Origin of the sequence: Streptomyces sp. NRRL B-3229 (assembly GCF_000719505.1) — a bacterium.
GTDB lineage: Bacteria > Actinomycetota > Actinomycetes > Streptomycetales > Streptomycetaceae > Streptomyces > Streptomyces griseorubiginosus.
In genome coordinates this window covers 119,229-139,218 of the sequence record NZ_JOGP01000019.1, presented here as the reverse complement: position 1 = coordinate 139,218, position 19,990 = coordinate 119,229, and the positions used below count along the sequence as shown (strand labels likewise).

The following is a 19,990-nucleotide window of genomic DNA, read 5'->3' as shown; positions in this document are numbered from 1 at the left end:
GTACGGGGCGGCGCCCGAGGAGACGCACATGTCCGAACCAGAGACACCGCAGTCGGTGTCAGCATCTCTCGTCAGACCGCCCTTGGATGCTGCGCGGACCGTCATCCTGACCGTGGACGACGATCCCGGGGTGTCCCGTGCCGTCGCCCGTGACCTGCGGCGGCGCTACGGCGCCTCGTACCGGATCGTGCGCGCGGAGTCCGGCGAGTCCGCGCTGGAGGCGCTGCGGGAGCTGAAGCTGCGCGGTGATCTGGTGGCGGTGATCCTGGCCGACTACCGGATGCCGCAGATGAACGGCATCGAGTTCCTCGAACAGGCCCTGGACGTGTATCCGGGGGCCCGGCGCGTGCTGCTGACGGCGTACGCGGACTCGAACGCGGCGATCGACGCGATCAACGTCGTCGACCTCGACCACTACCTCCTCAAGCCGTGGGACCCGCCGGAGGAGAAGCTGTACCCGGTGATCGACGACCTGCTGGAGGCGTGGCGGTGCAGTGACTTCCGGCCGGTGCCGAGCACGAAGGTCGTCGGTCACCGGTGGTCGGCGCGCTCGTCGGAGGTACGGGAGTTCCTGGCCCGCAACCAGGTGCCGTACCGCTGGTACTCGACGGACGAGCCCGAGGGGCGGCGGCTGCTGGCCGCGGCGGCTCGGAGGGGCTGCGGACCGTGCTCGTGGAGCGCTCGGCGACCGGCGGGCAGGCCGGACAGAGCTCCCGGATCGAGAACTACCTGGGCTTCCCCGACGGCGTGTCCGGCGCCCAGCTCACCGACCGGGCCCGTCGGCAGGCGACGAAGTTCGGCGCCGAGATCCTCTCCGCCCGTGAGGTGACGGGCCTGGAGGCCAACGGCGCGGCCCGCACCGTGCGCTTCTCGGACGGGTCGCAGATCGCGGCGCACAGCGTGATCCTGGCGACCGGTGTGTCGTACCGGCAGCTTCAGGCGCCGGGTGCCGACGAGTTGTCGGGCCGCGGGGTGTTCTACGGGTCCGCGCTCACCGAGGCCGCCGCCTGCCAGGGGCACGACGTGTACATCGTCGGCGGCGCCAACTCGGCCGGGCAGGCGGCGATGTACCTGTCGCGGGGCGCCAAGTCGGTCACCCTGCTGGTGCGCGGAGCGGACCTCACCGCGTCGATGTCGCACTACCTGATCCAGCAGATCGCCGAGTCGCCGAACATCTCGGTGCGGGCCCACACGGTCGTCGAGGCCGCGCACGGCGACAACGACCTGGAACAGCTGACGTTGCGCGACACGACGAGCGGGCAGACCGAACGGGTCGACGCGCAGTGGCTGTTCGTGTTCATCGGCGCGGCCCCGCTGACCGACTGGCTGGACGGCACGGTGTCGCGGGACGAGCGCGGGTTCATCCTCGCCGGGCCCGACCTCAGCCCCGACGGGCGACCGCCGGCCAACTGGGAGCTGGACCGGCCGCCATACCACCTGGAGACCAACATCCCCGGCGTGTTCGTCGCCGGGGACGCGCGCGCGGAGTCCGCGAAGCGGGTCGCGTCCGCCGTCGGAGAAGGAGCCATGGCCGTGATGCTCGTACACCGATACCTGGAGCAGTCATGAGCGGGCGGCGGATGCCCTGCAACGTGGCCGAGATCAGCTCACTGTTCCTCTTCGAGAAGCTCAGCGCCGAGCAGATCGACAGGCTGTGCAGCGAGGGACGGGTCGAACTGTTCGACCCCGGGCCGGTGTTCGCCGAAGGTGACCCGGCGGCCTGCTTCTACGTGATGATCGAGGGCGCGGTCGTCATGGCGCGCCGGGTGGGCGGCGACGACGTCGAGGTGAGCCGCACATCCCAGCCAGGGGTGTACGCGGGGGCCGTAATGGCGTACATCGGGGACGGGAAACCGCAGCGGTACATGAACTCGCTGCGGGTGACCGAGCCGTCGCGGTTCTTCGTCCTGCCCGCCGAAGCGTTCGCGCACTTCATGCACGAGTGGTTTCCGATGGCGATCCATCTCCTGGAGGGGCTCTTCCTCGGTTCGCAGACCTTTCAGCGGGCCGTCGGACAGCGCGAACGGCTGCTGGCGCTGGGCTCGTTGTCCGCGGGTCTCACTCATGAGCTCAACAACCCGGCCGCGGCGGCCGTACGGGCCACCGCGTCACTCAGGGACCGGGTCGCGCACATGCGCAACAAGCTCGGCGTCATCGCCTCGGGCCCCTACGACGGCGATGCCCTGAAGGCCCTGGTCGACCTCCAGGAGCGTACGGCCGAGCGGGTCTCCAAGGCGCCGCCACTGAGCCCGCTCGAAGCGTCCGACCGCGAGGACGCACTCGCCGACTGGCTTGACGACCACGGTGTCCGGGACGGCTGGCAGATCGCGCCGACCTTCGTGCAGGGCGGTCTCGACGTCGAGTGGCTGGAGCAGATCGCGGCGGCATGCGACCGGGAGGAGATCCTGCCGAGTGCCATCGGGTGGCTCACCTACACGGTCGAGACCGAGCTGTTGATGTCCGAGATCGAGGAGTCCACGACCCGTATCTCGCACCTCGTCGATGCCGCCAAGCAGTACTCGCAGCTGGACCGCGCGCCCTACCAGGTCGTCGATGTCCACGAACTCCTCGACAGCACGCTGCTGATGCTGTCGGGCAAGACCGGTCCCCAGGTCAAGGTCGTGAAGGAGTACGACCGTTCGGTGCCGAGGATTCCGGCCTACCCGGCCGAGCTGAACCAGGTGTGGACCAACCTGATCGACAACGCGGTCTTCGCCATCAAGAGCGCGGGCGGCGAAGGGACGTTGACCGTCCGGACCGCCCTCGAACACGACCGGCTGCTCGTGGAGTTCCGCGACACCGGCCCGGGAGTGCCGGCCGAGGTCCGCGGCCGGATCTTCGACCCGTTCTTCACCACCAAGCCGGTCGGCGAGGGCACCGGGCTGGGGCTGGACATCTCCTGGCGGATCGTCGTCAACAAGCACCACGGCGACCTGAAAGTCGAGTCCGTCCCCGGCGACACCCGCTTCCAGGTGCTGCTCCCCCTCACCGCCACCGCCCCCGGCATCGGGCCCGACGCCATCTCCGACCCGGCTCAGGAGCCCTCGTGACCGAGGGGGCGACCGCACTGCTTTGCACCTGATCAACGTCACGAACCAGTCAAACAGTGTGAATGCCGGTAGTTGGGCATTCACCTCACCGAAGAGGGCGGAACCATGGAACGCAACGAGTCTCCCGACGCGACGTACGCGAGAACCTGGAGCAACGGCCGCGGCGAGGTGCGGTTCTTCACCCGGTCCGATGGCTCGCGGCTTCGCTACTACACGGTGGGCACCGGCCCCGCCCTCGTGCTGCTGCACACCGTGCGCGGCCAACTCGACTACTTCCAGCGGGTGATCCCGCTGCTGTGGGACCACTACACGGTCTACGCGCTGGATCTGCCCGGGATGGGATGGTCCGACATCGTCCCCGGCGCACAGTACGAGGAGCCGCAACTGCGTGCCGCCGTCGTTGAGTTCGTCCGTGGACTGGACCTGCACGACGTCGCCCTGTCGGGCGAATCGCTCGGGGGCGCCCTGTCCCTGTCGGCATCGATCGACCTGAAGGACCGGGTCAGCCGGGTCGTGGCGTTCAACAGCTACGACTACCCCCAGGGCGGGGAGCGGGGAAACTGGATCGCCCGACTCATCATCTCGAGCGTGCGGATGCCCGTGGTGGGCCCCTTCTTCGCCACCCAAGAGCCGCGGCCCGTCTTTCGCGCGATTCTGCGTGGCGGCTACGTCGACAAGACCAAGCTGCCCGAGGACTTCATCACCGAGCTGCTGAGGAGCGGCCGCCGCAAGGGCTACGACAAGGTGGCCCGGGGAATCTTCCGCAGCCTCAAGGGATTCGACCGGGCCCGCGAACGCTATGCCCGCGTGTCGGCACCCGTCACCCTCGTCTACAGCGAGAACGACTGGTCCCGGCCCGCCGAACGAGACCGTGTGGCCAACGCGCTGACGGACGTCCACCGCATCACCGTGCCCCGCACCGGCCACTTCTCCGCCTTGGAGCGCCCCGACGAGATGGCACGGATCCTGCTCGACGCGGCCTGACCTGAACCAGCAGCTGTCGGCACCCGCCGCCCATCCCCTCCAGGCATGGGAAAGAGCCATGACCCAGGCCGTTCCCCACCTCGTCAACCGCCCTTGTCATCGACCCCGAACGACTCCTTCGACGACGTCCGCCGGCGCCACGAATCGCCGGTGCCCGCCGTCGATTTCGCCGAACTCGTCGAAGTGACCGCAACAGGTGACCTTGCACGGGTGCAGGCATACACCGCCGACCGCACCCCCACGTCATCGCGGAAACCATGTTCCGGCACGACCCCGGCATCATCCTGTACGCCCCGCTGCGCGCCGCGATCTACGAGACCGCCTCCGGCCGCGTGCAGTGTGCAGTTCACGCTGTCCGGCCTGGTCAGAGGCGCTGGTGGAGGTGCAGCGAGCACGGCCCCAGCAGGCCGTGATGCTCGCGGGCGTATGCAGGTGCCCCGCCCTGGTCGGCGCATTGCTGCTGCCTACCAGGCGTGCGATCACCAAGAAGTCCGTTCTCGGCATTCCAGGCATCGCCATGGTGGGCGAGGGTTGGCCCGCCGTATTTGACAACTCGGTACAGAACCGCTTAGGTTTCTGACTGTTTAGTACACAACGTCCTGGGCTCACCGGACAGGCTGCGTGCCGACCTGGCGTTGCGATGCCCTCCAGGCCGATAAAGCACGCTCTGATCCTCGCGATCCCGGCGACGGCGTTCATCGACGTACTGGATCTGTACATCACGAACGACCCCGGCGAACCGGGCCGGACTCTTCACAACAGCCCAAGACGGTCGCCGCCCGCATCCTGCGCTTCCTGAACGGCTCCTCCCTCCAACCACCCAGAACTCGAAGGACTGACCGAACCATGACTGATCAGGAAAGGCAGGAGGCCGTGGCTGCGGCGACTCCTCCGTACGCGAGCGACGCTCTGCCCGAGGGGACCGTCGACGCGGTGGTGATCGGCGGGGGCGCCGCGGGGCTGAACGGTGCACTGATCCTCGCCCGCTCCCGCCGCTCGGTCGTCGTGATCGACAGCGGCTCCCCGCGCAACGCGCCCGCGGAGGCCGTGCACGGCCTCCTCGCACTGGACGGCACCCCGCCGTCCGAACTCCTTCGACGGGGCCGGGAGCAGGTGCGCCAGTACGGCGGACGCGTCATCCACGGCCAGGTGGCCTCGGCCGAGCCTGCCGCCCCGTCGGCGGACGGGGACCTGCGGTTCACCGTCACCCTGGCCGACGGCCGCGGCATCACCGCCCGCCGCATCCTGGTCGCCACCGGCGTGAAGGATGTGCTGCCGGAAGTGCCCGGCCTCGCCGAGCACTGGGGACACAGCGTGGTGCACTGCCCGTACTGCCACGGCTGGGAGGTGCGCGACGAGCCCATCGGCGTCCTCGCCACCGGCCCGGCCTCCATCGGCCCTGCGTTGTTGTTCCGTCAACTGACCGAGGACCTGACCTACTTCACCCACGGCACCGACCTCGACGAGGACAGCCGCGCCCGCTTCGCCGCCCGCGGCATCCGCGTCATCGACACCCCGGTCACCGAGGTCCTCAGCGATGAGGACGGCGCCCTCGCCGGGGTGCGCCTGGCCGACGGCCAGGTCGTGGCCCGCCGCGTCCTCGGGGTCGTCCCGCAGATGCAGGCCCGCACCCACGGCCTGGAAGGCCTGAACCTGCCGGTGCAGGACCTGCCCACAGGCCGCACTTTCGCCTCCGGTGCCGACGGCGCCACCGAGGTGCCGGGTGTGTGGGTGGCCGGCAACGTTACCGATCCGGCCGCCCAGGTCGGGGCCTCCGCAGCGGCCGGCGCACTCGCCGGCATCGACATCAACAAGAAACTGGCCATCGCCGACACCGACGCCGCCCTCCGGGGGATCACCGAGGGACGCCGACAAGGGGCCACAGCGTGATCTTCGAGGGCCGAGGTCTCAGCCCGTCGCCCGCTCGCCTCACGGGCAGTCAAGTGATCCCGCGCGTCCGCCCCGTTCCCCTCAGGAGCTACTGATGTCCTTCCTTGTGAACACCCCCGTGGAGAAGATGACCGGGCCTTACGCGCGGCGCTGGTGGGCGCTGCTCGTGCTGTGCCTGAGCCTGCTGATCACGGTGATGGCGAACACGTCGCTGATCGTCGCCGCCCCCGACATGACCACCGACCTGGGCCTGAGCAGCAGTGATCTGCAATGGGTCGTCGACAGCTACACCGTTCCGTACGCGGCGCTGATGCTGGTGCTGGGCGCGATCGGCGACAAGTACAGCCGGCGTGGCGCGCTGGTAATGGGCCTGCTGATCTTCGCCGGCGGCTCGGTGATGGGGAGCCTGGTCGACGAGACCGCGCTGGTCATCGTGGCCCGCGCGATCATGGGTATCGGTGCCGCGGTCGTGATGCCGGCCACGCTGTCCCTGGTGGTCGCGACCTTCCCCCGCAGCGAGCGGTCCAAGGCCATCACCGCCTGGGCCGCGACCTCCGGGGTGGCGGTGGCCGTCGGCCCGCTGGTCTCCGGCTGGCTGCTTGAGGACCACGCCTGGGGCTCGACCTTCCTGATCAACGTGCCGATCGCCGTCCTCGCCGTGTTCGGCGCGCTCGCCCTGGTACCGCCGTCCAAGGCGGAGGGCATGGGCCGGATCGACTACGTCGGTGGTCTGCTGTCGATCGTGACCATCGGCTCCCTGATCTATGCCGCCATCGAGGGCCCGCACGCCGGCTGGGGCGTCGGCCCCGTCACCGCCGCCGTGGTCGCCGGTGTCGGTCTGGTCGCCTTCGTCGCCTGGGAGCTGCGGCACCCGCACCCGATGCTGGACGTCCGGAAGTTCGCGCTGCGGCCCTTCACCGGCTCGATGCTCACGGTGATGTTCTTCTTCTTCGGTATGTTCGCCGTGCTCTACTACGCGACGCAGTTCATGCAGTTCGTCCTCGGTTACGACGCCCTGGACACAGGCCTACGGCTGCTGCCGCTGGGCGGAGCGGTGTTCCTCGGGTCCGCGGTGACCGGGGTGCTCGCCCCGAAGCTGGGGGTGAGGGTGATGGCCGTGACCGGCTTGACGATCGGTACGGCGGGCATGTTCCTGCTCACCCAGATCGACAAGGGGTCGACGTACGGGGACTTCCTGGTGCCGCTGATGATGCTGGGCCTCGCGCTCGGACTGGCCATCTCCCCGGCGACCGACACGATCATGGGCTCCTTCCCCGAGTCCGAGCTGGGCGTCGGCGGCGGTGTCAACGACACCGCGCTCGAGCTGGGCGGGGCGCTGGGCATCGCGGTGCTGGGCTCGCTGCTGGGCACGGCCTACCGGGACGAGCTGACCGATCTGGTGGGCAACCGGCTCCCCGCGGAGGCGATGGAGACCGCCAAGGACTCGGTCGGCGCCGGCCTGGCCGTCGCGCAGCGGGTCGCGCAGGATCCCTCTGCCGGGCCCCAGCAGGCCCGGGCCGCCGTGGACGCCGTCCACCAGGCCTTCGCCCACGGAGTCGCCCAGACCAGTCTCATCGGCGGGATCATCATGGCTGCCGGGACTTTGATCGTCCTCGCGGTCCTGCCTGGCCGGCGCGGGTTCGCGAAGAAGGATGCCGAGCCGGGGGCCGGGGCGACGGCGAGCGGGACGGCGACTGTGCGGGAGCACACCGGGTCCCCCCGCTAGATCGCCGACGGGGCCGCCACCGGATCGACGGGGACCCGCCCGCCTGGCGGGGCGAGTGGCACCGCCTCCGCCGGACCACCCGCCAGGCGTGTCGGGCGGGAGCCCGGCGGCGCGAGACGCGCAGGGCGCGGGCCTGGTCCACGGTCCAGGTCCGCACATCCCCCTCGGGGGCGGCGCGGGCTGTGCGCGGTGGAAGGCGAATCCGCTGCTCGCGCGTCCATCGCTCATTGCCGAGCTGGAGCGATCGCGCGGAAGCCGGCTTGACTTGTCCGCCCAGGACGCGTTCTGGACGCAGGTTGGACACAAGGAATTCCCGCGTGCGCGGGGCCGACTTCTGCGTTCTGACGATCGGAATCGGCGTCGGCGAGCTATGCCCGGGCGAGCCGGAAGCCGTGCGCGAGGTGTACGTCCAAGCCCGCAGCAAGAAGCATCGCGATCAGGCGCGCCTTCAGGGTGCGCTGCCGGAACGGGACGGCCTCGTCACCCGCGGCATCCCGCTCTTCCAGCAGGAGCACGTCCCGTCGTCGGCTCGACGTCGGATCTGGCGGCCGACGCCGTACAGGTCAGCCCTCGTGCACACGGATGCCCTGGTGGCGCGGCCGCCGGGGTCCGGTTCGTGGCCGCCCGAGTCAGTGTTCGTCGAACGGTGGGTGCATACGTTTTCCTCCAGCACCCGCACCGTGAAGCGGGACGAACGAGGAGGCGGGCCCGTGAAGGACAGCCAGTTGGACACGTGTGTGATCGGGGCGGGACCTGCCGGGCTGGCGGTCGCGCGGGCTCTGGCGGAGCGGGGGCTGCCGTACACGCATCTCGAGCGGCACACCGGGCCCGGCGGTATCTGGGACATCGACAATCCCGGAAGCCCGATGTACGAGTCGGCCCACTTCATCTCCAGCAGGACCCTGTCGGGATTCGGCGGGTTCCCGATGCCCGGCCACTTCGCGGACTACCCGCCGCACCGGCAGATCCTCTCGTACCTGCGGTCCTTCGCCGATGCCTACGGGCTGACGGACCGCATCGAGTTCGGCGTCGAGGTCGGACGAGTCGAGAAGAACGCGGACGGCACCTGGACGGTCACCCGGTCCGACGGCCGGGAGAGCGTGCACGGGCAGGTCGTGGTGTGCACGGGCTCGCAGTGGCACCCCAACGTCCCAGAGCTGCCGGGGGAGTTCAGCGGGGAGGTCCGGCACACCGTCGGCTATCGCAGCGCGGAGGAGCTGAGGGGCAAACGAGTCCTGGTCGTGGGGGCGGGGAACTCCGGATGTGACATCGCGTGCGATGCGGCCCGGACCGCGGACCACGCGGTGATCAGCATGCGGCGCGGGTACTGGTTCATCCCCAAGCACCTGTTCGGCCGACCGGTGGACACCATCGCCGACAGTGGGCCGCACCTGCCGATGTGGCTGGCCCAGCGGGTCTTCGGCGCCCTTCTGCGGGTCCTCAACGGCGATCCGACGCGGCTGGGGTTGCAGAAGCCGGACCACAAGCTGTTCGAGACCCACCCGGCCATCAACTCGATGCTGATCCACCACCTCCAGCACGGGGACATCACGGCCAAGCCCGGCATCGCCCGCGCCGAGGGCCGGACCGTGCACTTCACCGACGGCACGAGCGACGACTTCGACCTCGTCCTGCTGGCCACCGGGTACGTCCACAAAGTGCCGGTCGCGCAGCAGTACTTCGGAGACGAGCAGCACCCGGACCTCTACCTGTCGTCGTTCTCGCGCGAGCACCAGGGCCTGTTCGGCGTCGGCTTCGTGGAGACCAACTCCGGTGCGTACCAGCTCTTCGACACCCAGGCGCAGATGATCGCCGCATACCTCCACGACGCGCGGCACCGGCCGCCGAACGCGGAGCGGTTCGCCCGCATGATCCGCGCCGACCGCCCGGATCTGTCCGGCGGGCTGAAGTTCGTCGCATCGCCCCGCCACACCGGCTACGTCGAGAGCGGAGCCTTCGTGAAGTACCTGGGCAAGGTCGCGGGGGAGATGGGCTGGCGTACCGAGGGCCGGGCGCCGTCGACGACACGTACCCCGCGACGCGCGGAGGCGAGGGCATGAGCGGGTTCGACTTCACCGACAAGGTCATGCTGGTCACCGGCGGCGCGGGTGGTATCGGCAGTGCAATGTGCCGCCGCTTCGCCGTCGGCGGCGCCCGGGTCGTCGTCGTCGACATCGACGAGGCCCGGGCCGAGAAGGTCGCCGCCGGGCTTCCGGGTGCCGGGCACCGGGGGATCGGCTGCGATCTGATAGATCGCGCCCAGGTGGAGCGGCTGTTCGAGCTGGTCGCCGATGACTACGGGTGCCTCGATGTCCTCGTCAACAACGTCGGTATGACCAGCGCCGAACGCTTCGACGTCCGCAGCGTCGAGAGCATCGAGCGGGAGATCACCCTCAATCTGACCTCCCCGCTGATCACCACGAGGATCGCGATCCCCCTGCTTCAGGCCTCGCCGGATGCCCGGGTGGTCACCACCGTCTCCCTGGGCGGGATCTTCCCCCTCGGCGAGACCCCGATCTACACGGCCTCCAAGTTCGGCCTGCGCGGCGCGATGCTCGCCATCGGGCTCGACCTCAGAGGCAAGGGCATCCTGGCCGGCTCGGTGCTGCCGTCGGCGACCGACACCCGGATGCTGCGTCAGGAGGCCGTGGACGGCGGGAACTCCATGCAGTTCCAGGATCCCCCGCAGCAGCCCGCCGACGTCGTCGCAGCAGTGGTGAGCCTGCTGGACAAGCCCCGCCTCGAGGCCTATCCCCGGACCGGTGAGTCCCGTCTGGTGCGGTTCGCGATGCTCGCACCGAACCTGCTGCCCAAGGTCTTTCCGCTGTTCCGCAAGCGCGGTGATCGAGGCATGGCCCGCTATCTGGAGGAACTCCGCAGCCGCGGACTGGCCCGCCGGACCGACGGCCGCTGGGAGCTGGTGGAGGAAGCATGACCACGAACGGGATGCTGCATGTCGTCAACCCCGCCACCGGGGAGCCGGTCACCACCCTGCCCGCCGCGAGCGCCGACGACGTCGCCAAGGCCGCCGAGCGGGCCCGGCAGGTCTGGGACGCGGGGGTGTGGGCGCGGCTGCCGGCCCGCGAACGAAGTGCCGTGCTGGTGCGGCTGGCCGGCCTGATGGAACGCGAAGCCGAGATCCTCGCCCGTCTGGACAGTGAGGACGCGGGCAAGCCGATCACGGAGTGCCGTACGGGGGACGTTCCGGGCGCGATCGAGTCGATCCGCTGGTTCGCCGAGGCGGCCGACAAGGTCTTCGGCCGTGTCGCGCCGAGCGGCCCGGACGGGCTGGGTCTCATGATCCGCGAGCCGGTCGGGGTGGTCGCGGCGATCCTGCCGTGGAACTACCCGCTGGCCATGACCGCGTGGAAGGTCGGGCCCGCCCTGGCCGCGGGCAACTGTCTGCTGGTCAAGCCGGCCGAGGCGACCCCGCGTTCGGCCCTGCACCTGGCCACGCTCGCCGCCGAGGCGGGACTGCCCGACGGGGTGCTCACCGTCCTGCCCGGGTACGGCCGCGAAGCCGGGGCGGCCCTTGCCCGTGACCCTCTTGTGGGGGCGCTCTCCTTCACCGGGTCCACCACGACCGGCCGCCGCATCCTCAAGGACGCCGCCGAGAGCAACTTCAAGCGGGTCTCACTGGAGATGGGCGGCAAGAGCCCCCAGGTGCTGATGGCCGATGCGCTCGACCACGGGGACGAGCTGATCGACAACATGATCGAGGCCGCGTTCCTGACGACGGGGCAGAACTGCACGGCCGGCTCGCGTGTCCTGGTCCACCGCGACATCGCACAGGAGGTCCTGGAGCGGTTCACGGCCGCGGCGGGAGAACTCGTCATCGGTGATCCGGCCGACCCGCGCACACAGCTGGGTCCGCTGATCAACCGTGCCGCCTTCGACCGGGTCGCGGGAGCGGTGGACGCGGCCAGGGCGGGTGGGGCCCGGATCCACACCGGGGGACTGCCCCACGGGCTGCCTCCGCGCGGCGCCTACTATCCGCCCACCGTGATCACCGGCGCTTTCGACGGCAGCGACGTCCTCGTAAGGGAACTGTTCGGCCCCGTCGTCACCGTTCAGACCTTCACCTCGGAGGACGAGGCGGTACGCATGGCCAACGCCACCGAGTACGGGCTCGCCGCGTCCGTCTGGACCCGGGACCTCGACAGCGCGCTTCGGCTGGCACGCGGTATCGAGGCCGGTGTGATCTCCGTGAACGCCTACAGCGAGGGCGACATCACCACGCCCTTCGGCGGCTGGAAGCAGTCCGGATTCGGCGGTGTGGAGAAGTCCACCAACGCCTTCGACCAGTGGACCCGGGAGAAGACGGTCTGGATCCGCACCCGCTGACCCAGGGCCTCTCGCGTGCATCAGGACTCAGGACTCAGGACTCAGGACTCAGGATCGGGGACTCGGGACTCAGAGGCGATCCGAACGCATCTGCTCGCGCAGATGGACCGGCGAGGTGCCGTGCCAGCGGTGCACCGCGCGGCGCAGTGCGCGTTCGTCGGAGAACCCGGCCCGGCGGGCGATGTCACGCAAGGTCAGTTCGGGGCGCAGCAGCAGCTGTTCGACGCGTTCCCGGCGCACTCCCTCGACAAGTGCCTCGTACGTCGTGCCGCAGTCGGCCAGCCGGCGACGCAGCGTCCGTTCGCTCGTCGCGTGCCGTCGTGCCTGCTCGGCGAACGAGGGGATCACCGGGAGGCTCTGGGCGACGGAAATCTCCAGAACCTCCAGCAGGTCCTGGAGGCCACGGCGCGCGGCCATCTGCGCGTCGAGCATCTCCAGGGTCGACGCGTAGGCCACCGGATCCCGGCCGGGCATCGGAGCCCGGGCCCACGCGCGGTCGATGACCATGCGGTTGGCCGGGGCGCCGAAACGGACCGGGCAGCCGAACAGGGCACCGTGCAGGTCGCTCCGGCGCGGCGGAGGGAAGGCGAACTCCACCACCTTCGGCGCGAAGGCCGGGCCGACGGACAGCCGGGACAGCGTGATCACGGAGGCGAGCCCCTCCTCGATCAGGAAGACGGCGACAGCAGGGTCGATGGCCGGGTCCGGGAGGTCGGCGCGCAGCACGAAGGCGTCGTCCTCCTTGCTCGTACCGGCAGACCACACCACCATCGCCCCGGACAGGTTCTGGTACTTCACCCCTGTCTCGATGGCGTGCCGCAGAGTGTCGTCGGCCATCAGGGCGAAGCCGAGCAGGCCCCACGCGGTCAGATGCTGTGCCGCACCGACCTTCAGCCCAAGGTGCTCGTCCTGGGTGAGCTCCAGCGCGCGACGGATCACCGCGCTGCCCTGCCGGTAGGACACCCTCAGCGCGGCGGAGCGCATGACGGTCTCGTCCAGCCCGACCTGCTTGAGCAGGGGCCGCAGGTCGATGCCGCGCGCGTCGGCGACCGCGACGAGATGGCGCAGAATGTTGGGTTGGATCGTCGCCGATGTGCTGCGGCTGGTCCCCGGCGGGCTCGCCGGGTCGGGGGCAAGGGACATCGCACTCACCTTCTCCTCGGCCACCACTGTAGGCAGCCGGGCAGGACCGGTCGCGGACCTGGCCCCCCGAGTCCCCTGTACGGCCCCTGGCGTCCTGCGCGCGCCCTTCCACACCTGGCTACGGTTTCCGAAATCCCCATCGCATTGACCCGCCGACCCTCTCCATACGCACAGGATCGAAGGCGCGAAGGCACATGTCCCTTGATGCATCATGCGAGACGCCGTTCGGGCGCCCAGTCTCCAAGGTCGGCGCCCGGCGGGCCGCGACCGTCGTGTTCGCCGCGCAGGGCGCCTGTGTCGCCGCCGTGTACACGACCGTCCCCGCCGTGACGGAACACCTGCAACTGGCTCCGCTCCTGACGACCGCCCTGTTGGTCGCGGTGGCCCTGACGGCAGGGGTCGGCAGCTTCCTGGGCCTGGCCGCGATCCGCCGCGCCGGTCCCGTCGCCACCATGCGCGGCGCCATGCTGACGGCCGTCGCCGCACTGATGCTGATCGGCTGGGCCCCTGGTCAGCTCGCCGTCACCGGCGCCTACCTCCTCTTCGGGCTCGCTGTCGGAGCCCTCGATGTCAGCGCCAACACCCGGGCCGCCGAGATCGAACGCGCCTACGGGCGCAGCATCTTCGGCTCGTTCTACACGGCATGGAGCGTGGGTGGCGTGGCCGCGGCGCTGCTCACCGCAGGGGTGGCCCGGCTGGGGTGGTCCGTGGCCGCCGGCCTGACCTTGCAGGCAGGCGTCGTCCTGCTGCTCGCCGTCTGTCTGCGGACCTACGCCCTCCCAGCCACCCAAGGGCCCTCGGACGCCGTCCCGCAGGCGCCGCTCGGGCGCCGCGTGTGGGTCCGGCTCATTCCGTTCGGATGCGTTCTCCTGGTCGTCTACGTGGTCGAATCCACCGTCTCGGCCTGGTCGGCGGTCTACCTTCGGCAGACCCTCGCCGCGGCCCTGACGGTGGCGCCGCTGGCCTACGCGGCCTACCAGGCCGGTACGGTCATCGGCCGTGCCGGCGCCGATCGGCTCGTACGGCGGCGCGGGGCGGTCGCCGTCGTGCGCACCGCGTCATTGCTCACCGCAGGCGCCCTGGCAGGCCTGGCCGCCGCGCCGAGCTGGCCGTTCGCCGTTCTCGCGGCCGGGGCGGCGGGCCTGGGAGCGTCCGTCCTGGCTCCGCTGTGCCTGGCCTCCGCCGCACGGCTGCGTCCCGCGGCATCGGAGGCGGTCCTGGCCCGCCTGAACCTCTTCAACTACGTCGGTGTCCTCACCGGTGGTGCCGTCAGTGGACTCCTCGGCTCCACCGGCCACTTCCGTCTCGCCTTCGCCGCACCGGCCGCCCTCGTGGTCCTCCTGCCGGCCGCCGCCCGTCATTTCACCCAGCCTTCGGGCCCGGCCCGCACGGAGAGCCTCGCTCAGGCGGCCCCAGCAGGATGACGGCGGATGCACCGCCGACAGCGCGGCTCCCAGTGCCCCTGAGGATGCCGGCTTCCAGTGTCAACACGCCCAGCATCGCCACCGCCGTCAGACCACCTGAACACCGCACTGCGCCCGGAGGTGCAGTGCCTTCGTGCACGGCGCCGACATTCCAGCGTCGCCGGCCGTCCGAGGCGGTGTAGGGACGCAGTTGGGACTCAAGGACTGGAACCTGCGGTCACGTCGGTTGAGCGCCGCTGTCGGCGCGCACCTGCTCTTCGCTCGATTCTGTCGTACTGACACTTGAATCGAGCGCGGAAATCGGTCATCGTGCTGGAAACACGCGTGACTCCTGCCGTTCGTGCAGGAGTGGGAGGTGCTGCATGGACGACATCGACCGGGCCATCCTGCGGGAGCTACAGGTCGACGGGCGGATTCCCTACGCCGATCTGGGGCCGAAGGTGGGGTTGTCGCCCTCGGCCGCGCGGCTGCGGTTGCAGCGGCTGATCGACGCCAAGGCGGTCCAGGTCGTCGGAGTGACCGATCCGATGACCATGGGCCGGCAGACGATGGCACTCCTGGGCCTGCGCATCGACGGCGATCCCCGGGCGGTCGCCGATGAGCTGTCCCGGCATGACGAAGTCGTCTACACGGTCCTGACGGCCGGCGGCTTCGACCTGTTCGCGGAAGTGGTGTGCCCTCAGCCTCGGGACCTGCTGGACTTCATCAACGACGTCGTGCGGCCCGTCGAGGGGGTCGCGTCCGTGGAGAACTTCCCCTACTTCGGGATTCACACCCACCGCTTCCTGTGGCACGTCGACTGAGGCAGCCGAGAAGTCCAGCCCTGTCCGTTCACACCAGCCGAGGAACCCCCGCATGCTGCCCGACGAGCACCGCACGATCGACTTCTTCACCGAGGACGCCCTTCCCGTACCCCGCGTGGCGCCGGCCGAGGCCGAGCTCATCGCCGCCGAGCACCTCGGCGTCACCGCTCGCGCGCAGTCGCTGGGCAGCCAGCAGGACGCCAACTTCCTGCTGCACACCGGTGACGGGACGCCCGCGGCCGTTCTGAAGATCGCCAACCCCGCCTTCGGCCCAGTGGAGATCGAAGCCCAGGACGCGGCAGCCGACCTGATCGCCTCGGCCTGCCCGGAGCTGCGCATCGCCACGGTCCTGCGCCGCCCCGACGGCTCCCCGCGGCGGACGACGGTGGACACCGGGAGCGGTCCGGCCGTCGCGCGCCTGCTGCGCCACCTGGCCGGCGGCACGCTCTCGGGACCACGGCATCTGTCACCCGGCACCGTGGCCGCCATGGGCACGATCGCAGGGAAGGTCAGCACCGCCCTGCGCGACTTCCGGCACCCGGGCCTCGACCGCGTGCTCCAGTGGGACCCGCGGCACGCCGACCGTGTCGTCGCCAGGCTCGCCGGGCACATCGACGAACCCGACCGGCGCACCGCCGTCCGGACCGCGACCGCCGAGGCGTGGGCGCACGTCCACGAGCTCGCCGCGGCGCTGCCGTCGCAGGCCGTGCACCTGGACCTCACCGACGACAACCTGGTCCGCTCGCCCGGCAGCCGTCCGCCGATGCCGGACGGGGTCATCGACTTCGGTGACGTGACCACGAGCTGGGCGGTCGGCGAACTCGCCGTGTCTCTGTCCTCGATGCTCCACCACGACGGCATCGAGCCTCACCATGTGCTGCCGGCCGTCCGGGCCTTCCACGCCGTTCGCCCGCTCTCTCCCGAGGAGGCCGAGGCGGTGTGGCCGCTCGTGGTGCTGCGCGCCGCCGTCCTGGTGGCCAGCGGGCGGCACCAGGCCGCCGTCGACGGGGACAACGCCTACGCCACGGCCGCGCTCGACCACGAATGGCGCATCTTCGAACAGGCCACCTCGCTGCCCCTGCCGGTGATGATCCGCCTCGTCCAGGACGCGACCGGAACGGCAGCCGTGCCCGCCCGGACCGCGTCGGCCGACACGCCAGTACGCCCACTCCGGCGGGTCGCCGACACGCCAGTACGCCCACTCCAGCGGGGCGCCCATGCGCCGCTGCGCCCCCTCCTGCGGGACCTCGCCGCCGCCGACATCACCCTCCTCGACCTGTCCACCGACGCCGATTCCATGGACCAGGGCGCCTGGACGGACGCCGGCACCGAGGCCCGGCTGGTGGCCTCGGCGCTCGCGGACGGAGCGGCCGCCGTCGCCACCCGGTACGCCCGTGCGCGACTCACCGGGACACCGGCGCTGTCGGCGGTGTCCACCGCCACGGTGCCCACCGGAACCGACCTCTGGCTCGGCCGGGATGTCGTGGTGCAGGCGCCCGCCGCGGGGAAGGTCCTCGCCGCGGCGCCGGGCCACGTGGAACTCGCCTACGGTGCGCAGGTGCTGTCGCTGTCCTTCCCCCGCACGGTCCGGCCCGTGGTCGCCACCGGTGCGACGGTGCGCGCGGGCGAGGACCTCACCCACCTCACCTCCGGTGCCGCGGTCCATGTCGCGCTGCGCGACGCCGACGGGCCCGCCGCCCCGCGCCTGGTGCGTCCCGAGTACGCCGCCGGCTGGCTCGCGCTCACCGCCGACCCCGCCCCGCTCCTCGGCCTCCCGGCCGAATCCGGCCGTACGCCCGAGACGGACCTGCTCGACCGGCGTGCCGCCGCGTTCGCCACCGTGCAGGGGCACTACTACGCCGACCCTCCGCGTATCGAACGGGGCTGGCGCCACCATCTGCTGTCCACCGACGGCCGGTCGTACCTCGACATCGTCAACAACGTCACGCCGTTGGGCCACGCCCACCCCCGCGTCGAGCAGGCGGTCTCCCGGCAGTTGCGGCGGCTCAACACCAACTCGCGCTTCCACTACGCCTCCGTGGTGGAGTTCACCGAGCGCCTCGCCGCTCTCCTCCCCGACCCTCTGGACACGGTGTTCCTCGTCAACTCCGGTTCAGAGGCGGTGGATCTGGGCCTTCGCCTGGCCATCGGGGCCTCCGGCCTGCACGACGTCGTCGCGCTGCGCGAGGCCTACCACGGCTGGACGTACGCCTCCGACGCGGTCTCCACCTCGCTCCAGGACAACCCGAACGCCCTTGCCACCCGGCCGAGTTGGGTGCACACCGTGGACTCGCCCAACTCCTACCGCGGCCGCCGGCGCGGGCCGGACGCCGTGCGCTACGCACCCGAGGCCGTCGCGGTGATCGACGAACTGGCCGCCGCAGGCAGCCCTGCGGGAGCGTTCATCGGCGAGACGTTCTACGGCAACGCCGGAGGAGTCGCCCTGCCCGACGGCTATCTCGCCCAGGTGTACGCGGCGGTGCGGCGTCACGGCGGCCTGGCCGTCGCCGACGAGGTGCAGGTCGGATACGGCCGCCTGGGACACTGGTTCTGGGGGTTCGAGCAGCAGCAGGCCGTGCCCGACATCGTCTGTGTCGCCAAGGCCATGGGCAACGGACACCCCCTCGGTGCCGTCATCACGTCCAAGGAGGTCGCGGACCGGTACCGCGACCAGGGCTACTTCTTCTCCTCCACCGGAGGCAGTCCCGTCTCCAGTGTCGTGGGCCTCACCGTCCTGGACACCCTGCGCGACGAGGACCTCCAGGGCAACGCGGCGCGGGTCGGTGGCCATCTGAAAGGCCGGCTCGAGGCACTGGCCGACCGCCACGGCATCATCGGCGCCGTTCACGGCTCGGGCCTCTACCTCGGCCTCGAACTCGTCCGGGACCGTGCCGACCTGGAACCCGCCACGGAGGAGACCGCCGAACTCTGCGACCGCATGCTCGACCTCGGCGTGATCGTCCAGCCGACCGGAGACCACCTCAACATCCTCAAGATCAAACCACCGCTGTGCATCGACACCACCGCGGCCGACTTCTTCGCCGACATGCTCGACCTGGCCCTCACCCAGCTCGGCCACGCCGGCTGACGACGCACATCTGAAGCAACTCCGCCGCGAACTGGTCCTGGCCGGGTTCCTCAGGAAGTGCCGTCCGCCGGTGCGGGTTCGGTGAACTGGTCGAAGAGCATGACGGCGGTCCTGGTGGCCAGGGTCCAGTTCTCGTCGCCGTGCGGGTCCGTCAGGTCCACGTAGCCGGCGATCCACCGCATGTGGAAGCCGTCCAGCAACGACGCGGTACTGGTGGCGAGTTGGTCGACCTGGTAGGGCGCCCGCATGCGCAGCCCGTACGTGTCGAGCAGGGACTGGTACGCCTCGCAGGCCACCTTCGTGAACGAGGCGCCGTAGTGCCCGAGGGCCTCACGCACACGGGGGTTCGCGGCGCTGGCGTAGAAACCGAGCATCACCCGGTAGATCGGGTCCACCCGGTGGTTGCGGTGGTTGTCGGTCAGTACGTCGTTGAGGGCTTCCTGCCAGGTGATGCCCTGCTCGACGGCTTCCCGGAAGCGCCGGATGCTGTCGGGCAGATCCGGTACCAGTTCCGCCTGCCGTGAGGTGAGGTGGAACAGCAGTTCTGCCTGGAAGCCGGCCTGGGCCGGCCAGATCTGGTAGATCGATCCCGTGGTGACCGCCGGTGCCGCCGTGTCGCCCAGCCGGTCCCGGATGATGCGTGTGGCCTCCTCCGTCACCTGCTTGACCCGCACGTGGGCCAGTGCCGCGGAGACCGCGGCCTCGCTAATGTCGGCGGTTCCGGCGCAGACGAGTTTGGTCGCCGCCTCCAGCATGAGGGCCCGGGTCTCCTCCAGCGAGCGCCGAGGCAGTCTGCGCCTTCCGGCCTGCGTCGTCACACCCTCCCCCTGGTACTGCTCGGCCACAGCCTCGGTTCCTTCGCCGCACAGCAGTACGTACTGCACCACTCCGACCTGATCGACGCCCTGGCCCTGGCGGGCACCACCGCCGTCGACGTGATGATCGCCCACCAGGCGGCCGACACCGGGGACCCGCTCGTCGCCCTCAACAAGGGCTTCGAGCCCGCCCGGACACCGTTCGACTGGCTCAGCCGTGACCCGGCAGCCGTCGACGCCTATCTCGCGGACCCGCTCTGCGGCTCCAGCCTCGACGCCGAGGGGATGCGGCAGGTCGCCGCCGCTTCGGCCGCCCTCGCGCGGCCCCGGGGCATCCCGGCACACCTTCCCGTCCTCGTCCTCGTCGGCGACCGGGACCCGCTCAACGCCGGGCTCGCGCTGAGTGATCTGGTCGTCGACCGCTACCGGCAGGCCTGGCTCACCGACATCACCTACCGGGTCTACCCCGAAGCGCGGCACGAACTGTTCAACGAGACCAACCGCGCCGAAGTCGAGGCCGACCTGCTGGCCTGGCTGGAGGGGGTCCTCACGCGCAGGGAAAGCGAGCGGGTGCTGCCGTAGGCGGGTATCCGGGCGGATCGGCTCCCGTAGGCGGGCATCCGGGCGGATCGGCTCCCGCAGGCGGGCATCCGCGCGGATCGGTTCCCGCGGGCAACCCCGAAGAGCGCTGCTCCCTCCTACCAGTCGAACGGCCTGGATACT

The 19,990-nt window shown here is 70.6% G+C and carries 14 protein-coding genes and 1 pseudogene; 12 read left to right on the top strand and 3 right to left on the bottom strand.

Translation table 11 applies throughout. The features are described 5' to 3' along the window. Nucleotides 1–28: 28 nt before the first annotated feature. From IF54_RS39830 to IF54_RS0128230, 5 genes and pseudogenes are all read left to right on the top strand, one after another. Nucleotides 29–1,569, top strand: a pseudogene (locus IF54_RS39830) (FAD-dependent oxidoreductase). Continuing rightward, a complete protein-coding gene (locus IF54_RS0128250; protein WP_030323681.1) occupies nucleotides 1,566–3,050 on the top strand; it encodes an ATP-binding protein in 1,485 nt (494 codons plus the stop codon). Before IF54_RS39830 ends, IF54_RS0128250 begins: the two are co-directional and overlap by 4 nt. Nucleotides 3,051–3,155: 105 nt before the next feature. Beyond that, nucleotides 3,156–4,034: an alpha/beta fold hydrolase gene (locus tag IF54_RS0128245; protein WP_030323679.1), complete on the top strand. Its 879-nt coding sequence runs from the start codon at nucleotides 3,156–3,158 to the stop codon at nucleotides 4,032–4,034. An 846-nt stretch (nucleotides 4,035–4,880) separates the two neighbouring features. Then, the gene (locus IF54_RS0128235) at nucleotides 4,881–5,924 is read left to right on the top strand and encodes an NAD(P)/FAD-dependent oxidoreductase (protein WP_234439075.1); all 1,044 of its coding nucleotides are present in this window, start codon (nucleotides 4,881–4,883) and stop codon (nucleotides 5,922–5,924) included. Nucleotides 5,925–6,018: 94 nt separating this feature from the next. Next, a complete protein-coding gene (locus IF54_RS0128230; protein ID WP_030323676.1) occupies nucleotides 6,019–7,650 on the top strand; it encodes an MFS transporter in 1,632 nt (543 codons plus the stop codon). 368 nt (nucleotides 7,651–8,018) lie between these two features. On the opposite strand, the gene IF54_RS42785 is transcribed toward IF54_RS0128230, so the two are convergent. Next, the gene (locus IF54_RS42785; protein WP_159002223.1) at nucleotides 8,019–8,165 is read right to left on the bottom strand and encodes a hypothetical protein; all 147 of its coding nucleotides are present in this window, start codon (nucleotides 8,163–8,165) and stop codon (nucleotides 8,019–8,021) included. A gap of 195 nt (nucleotides 8,166–8,360) precedes the next feature. Between IF54_RS42785 and IF54_RS0128220 the strand changes: the two genes are divergently transcribed. Genes IF54_RS0128220 through IF54_RS0128210 form a run of 3 tightly spaced genes read left to right on the top strand, consistent with a single transcriptional unit; the run spans nucleotide 8,361 to nucleotide 11,994 of the window. Next, nucleotides 8,361–9,710 carry a flavin-containing monooxygenase gene (locus IF54_RS0128220; RefSeq protein ID WP_030323671.1) on the top strand — a complete coding sequence of 450 codons (1,350 nt, stop codon included), beginning with the start codon at nucleotides 8,361–8,363 and terminating at the stop codon, nucleotides 9,708–9,710. Further along, nucleotides 9,707–10,585, top strand: coding sequence for an SDR family NAD(P)-dependent oxidoreductase (locus IF54_RS0128215; protein WP_030323669.1), 879 nt, complete (start codon nucleotides 9,707–9,709; stop codon nucleotides 10,583–10,585). The genes IF54_RS0128220 and IF54_RS0128215 overlap by 4 nt, the downstream gene beginning before the upstream one ends. Continuing rightward, nucleotides 10,582–11,994, top strand: a complete 1,413-nt coding sequence (locus IF54_RS0128210; protein ID WP_051735565.1) for an aldehyde dehydrogenase family protein — start codon at nucleotides 10,582–10,584, stop codon at nucleotides 11,992–11,994. Before IF54_RS0128215 ends, IF54_RS0128210 begins: the two co-directional genes overlap by 4 nt. A gap of 69 nt (nucleotides 11,995–12,063) precedes the next feature. Here IF54_RS0128210 and IF54_RS0128205 read toward each other — a convergent pair whose 3' ends face one another. Next, complete coding sequence (locus tag IF54_RS0128205) at nucleotides 12,064–13,137, bottom strand: AraC family transcriptional regulator (protein WP_030323665.1); 1,074 nt, start codon at nucleotides 13,135–13,137, stop codon at nucleotides 12,064–12,066. A gap of 194 nt (nucleotides 13,138–13,331) precedes the next feature. Here IF54_RS0128205 and IF54_RS0128200 point away from each other — a divergent pair, with 194 nt between their 5' ends. The 3 genes from IF54_RS0128200 to IF54_RS0128190 all read left to right on the top strand — a co-directional run bounded on the left by IF54_RS0128200 (nucleotide 13,332) and on the right by IF54_RS0128190 (nucleotide 18,452). Then, on the top strand, nucleotides 13,332–14,561 hold the full coding sequence (locus IF54_RS0128200; RefSeq protein WP_234439074.1) for an MFS transporter: 1,230 nt from the start codon (nucleotides 13,332–13,334) through the stop codon (nucleotides 14,559–14,561). A 362-nt stretch (nucleotides 14,562–14,923) separates the two neighbouring features. Beyond that, on the top strand, nucleotides 14,924–15,364 hold the full coding sequence (locus IF54_RS0128195) for an Lrp/AsnC family transcriptional regulator (protein ID WP_030323663.1): 441 nt from the start codon (nucleotides 14,924–14,926) through the stop codon (nucleotides 15,362–15,364). A 52-nt stretch (nucleotides 15,365–15,416) separates the two neighbouring features. Next, on the top strand, nucleotides 15,417–18,452 hold the full coding sequence (locus IF54_RS0128190; protein ID WP_030323661.1) for an aminotransferase: 3,036 nt from the start codon (nucleotides 15,417–15,419) through the stop codon (nucleotides 18,450–18,452). Nucleotides 18,453–18,502: 50 nt separating this feature from the next. On the opposite strand, the gene IF54_RS0128185 is transcribed toward IF54_RS0128190, so the two are convergent. Continuing rightward, nucleotides 18,503–19,402 (bottom strand): hypothetical protein, encoded by a 900-nt coding sequence (locus IF54_RS0128185; RefSeq protein WP_234439073.1) that lies wholly within the window; start codon nucleotides 19,400–19,402, stop codon nucleotides 18,503–18,505. Between IF54_RS0128185 and IF54_RS0128180 the strand changes: the two genes are divergently transcribed. Continuing rightward, nucleotides 19,286–19,849: an alpha/beta fold hydrolase gene (locus IF54_RS0128180; RefSeq protein WP_234439080.1), complete on the top strand. Its 564-nt coding sequence runs from the start codon at nucleotides 19,286–19,288 to the stop codon at nucleotides 19,847–19,849. The genes IF54_RS0128185 and IF54_RS0128180 overlap by 117 nt on opposite strands. The last annotated feature ends 141 nt before the right edge of the window (nucleotides 19,850–19,990 follow it).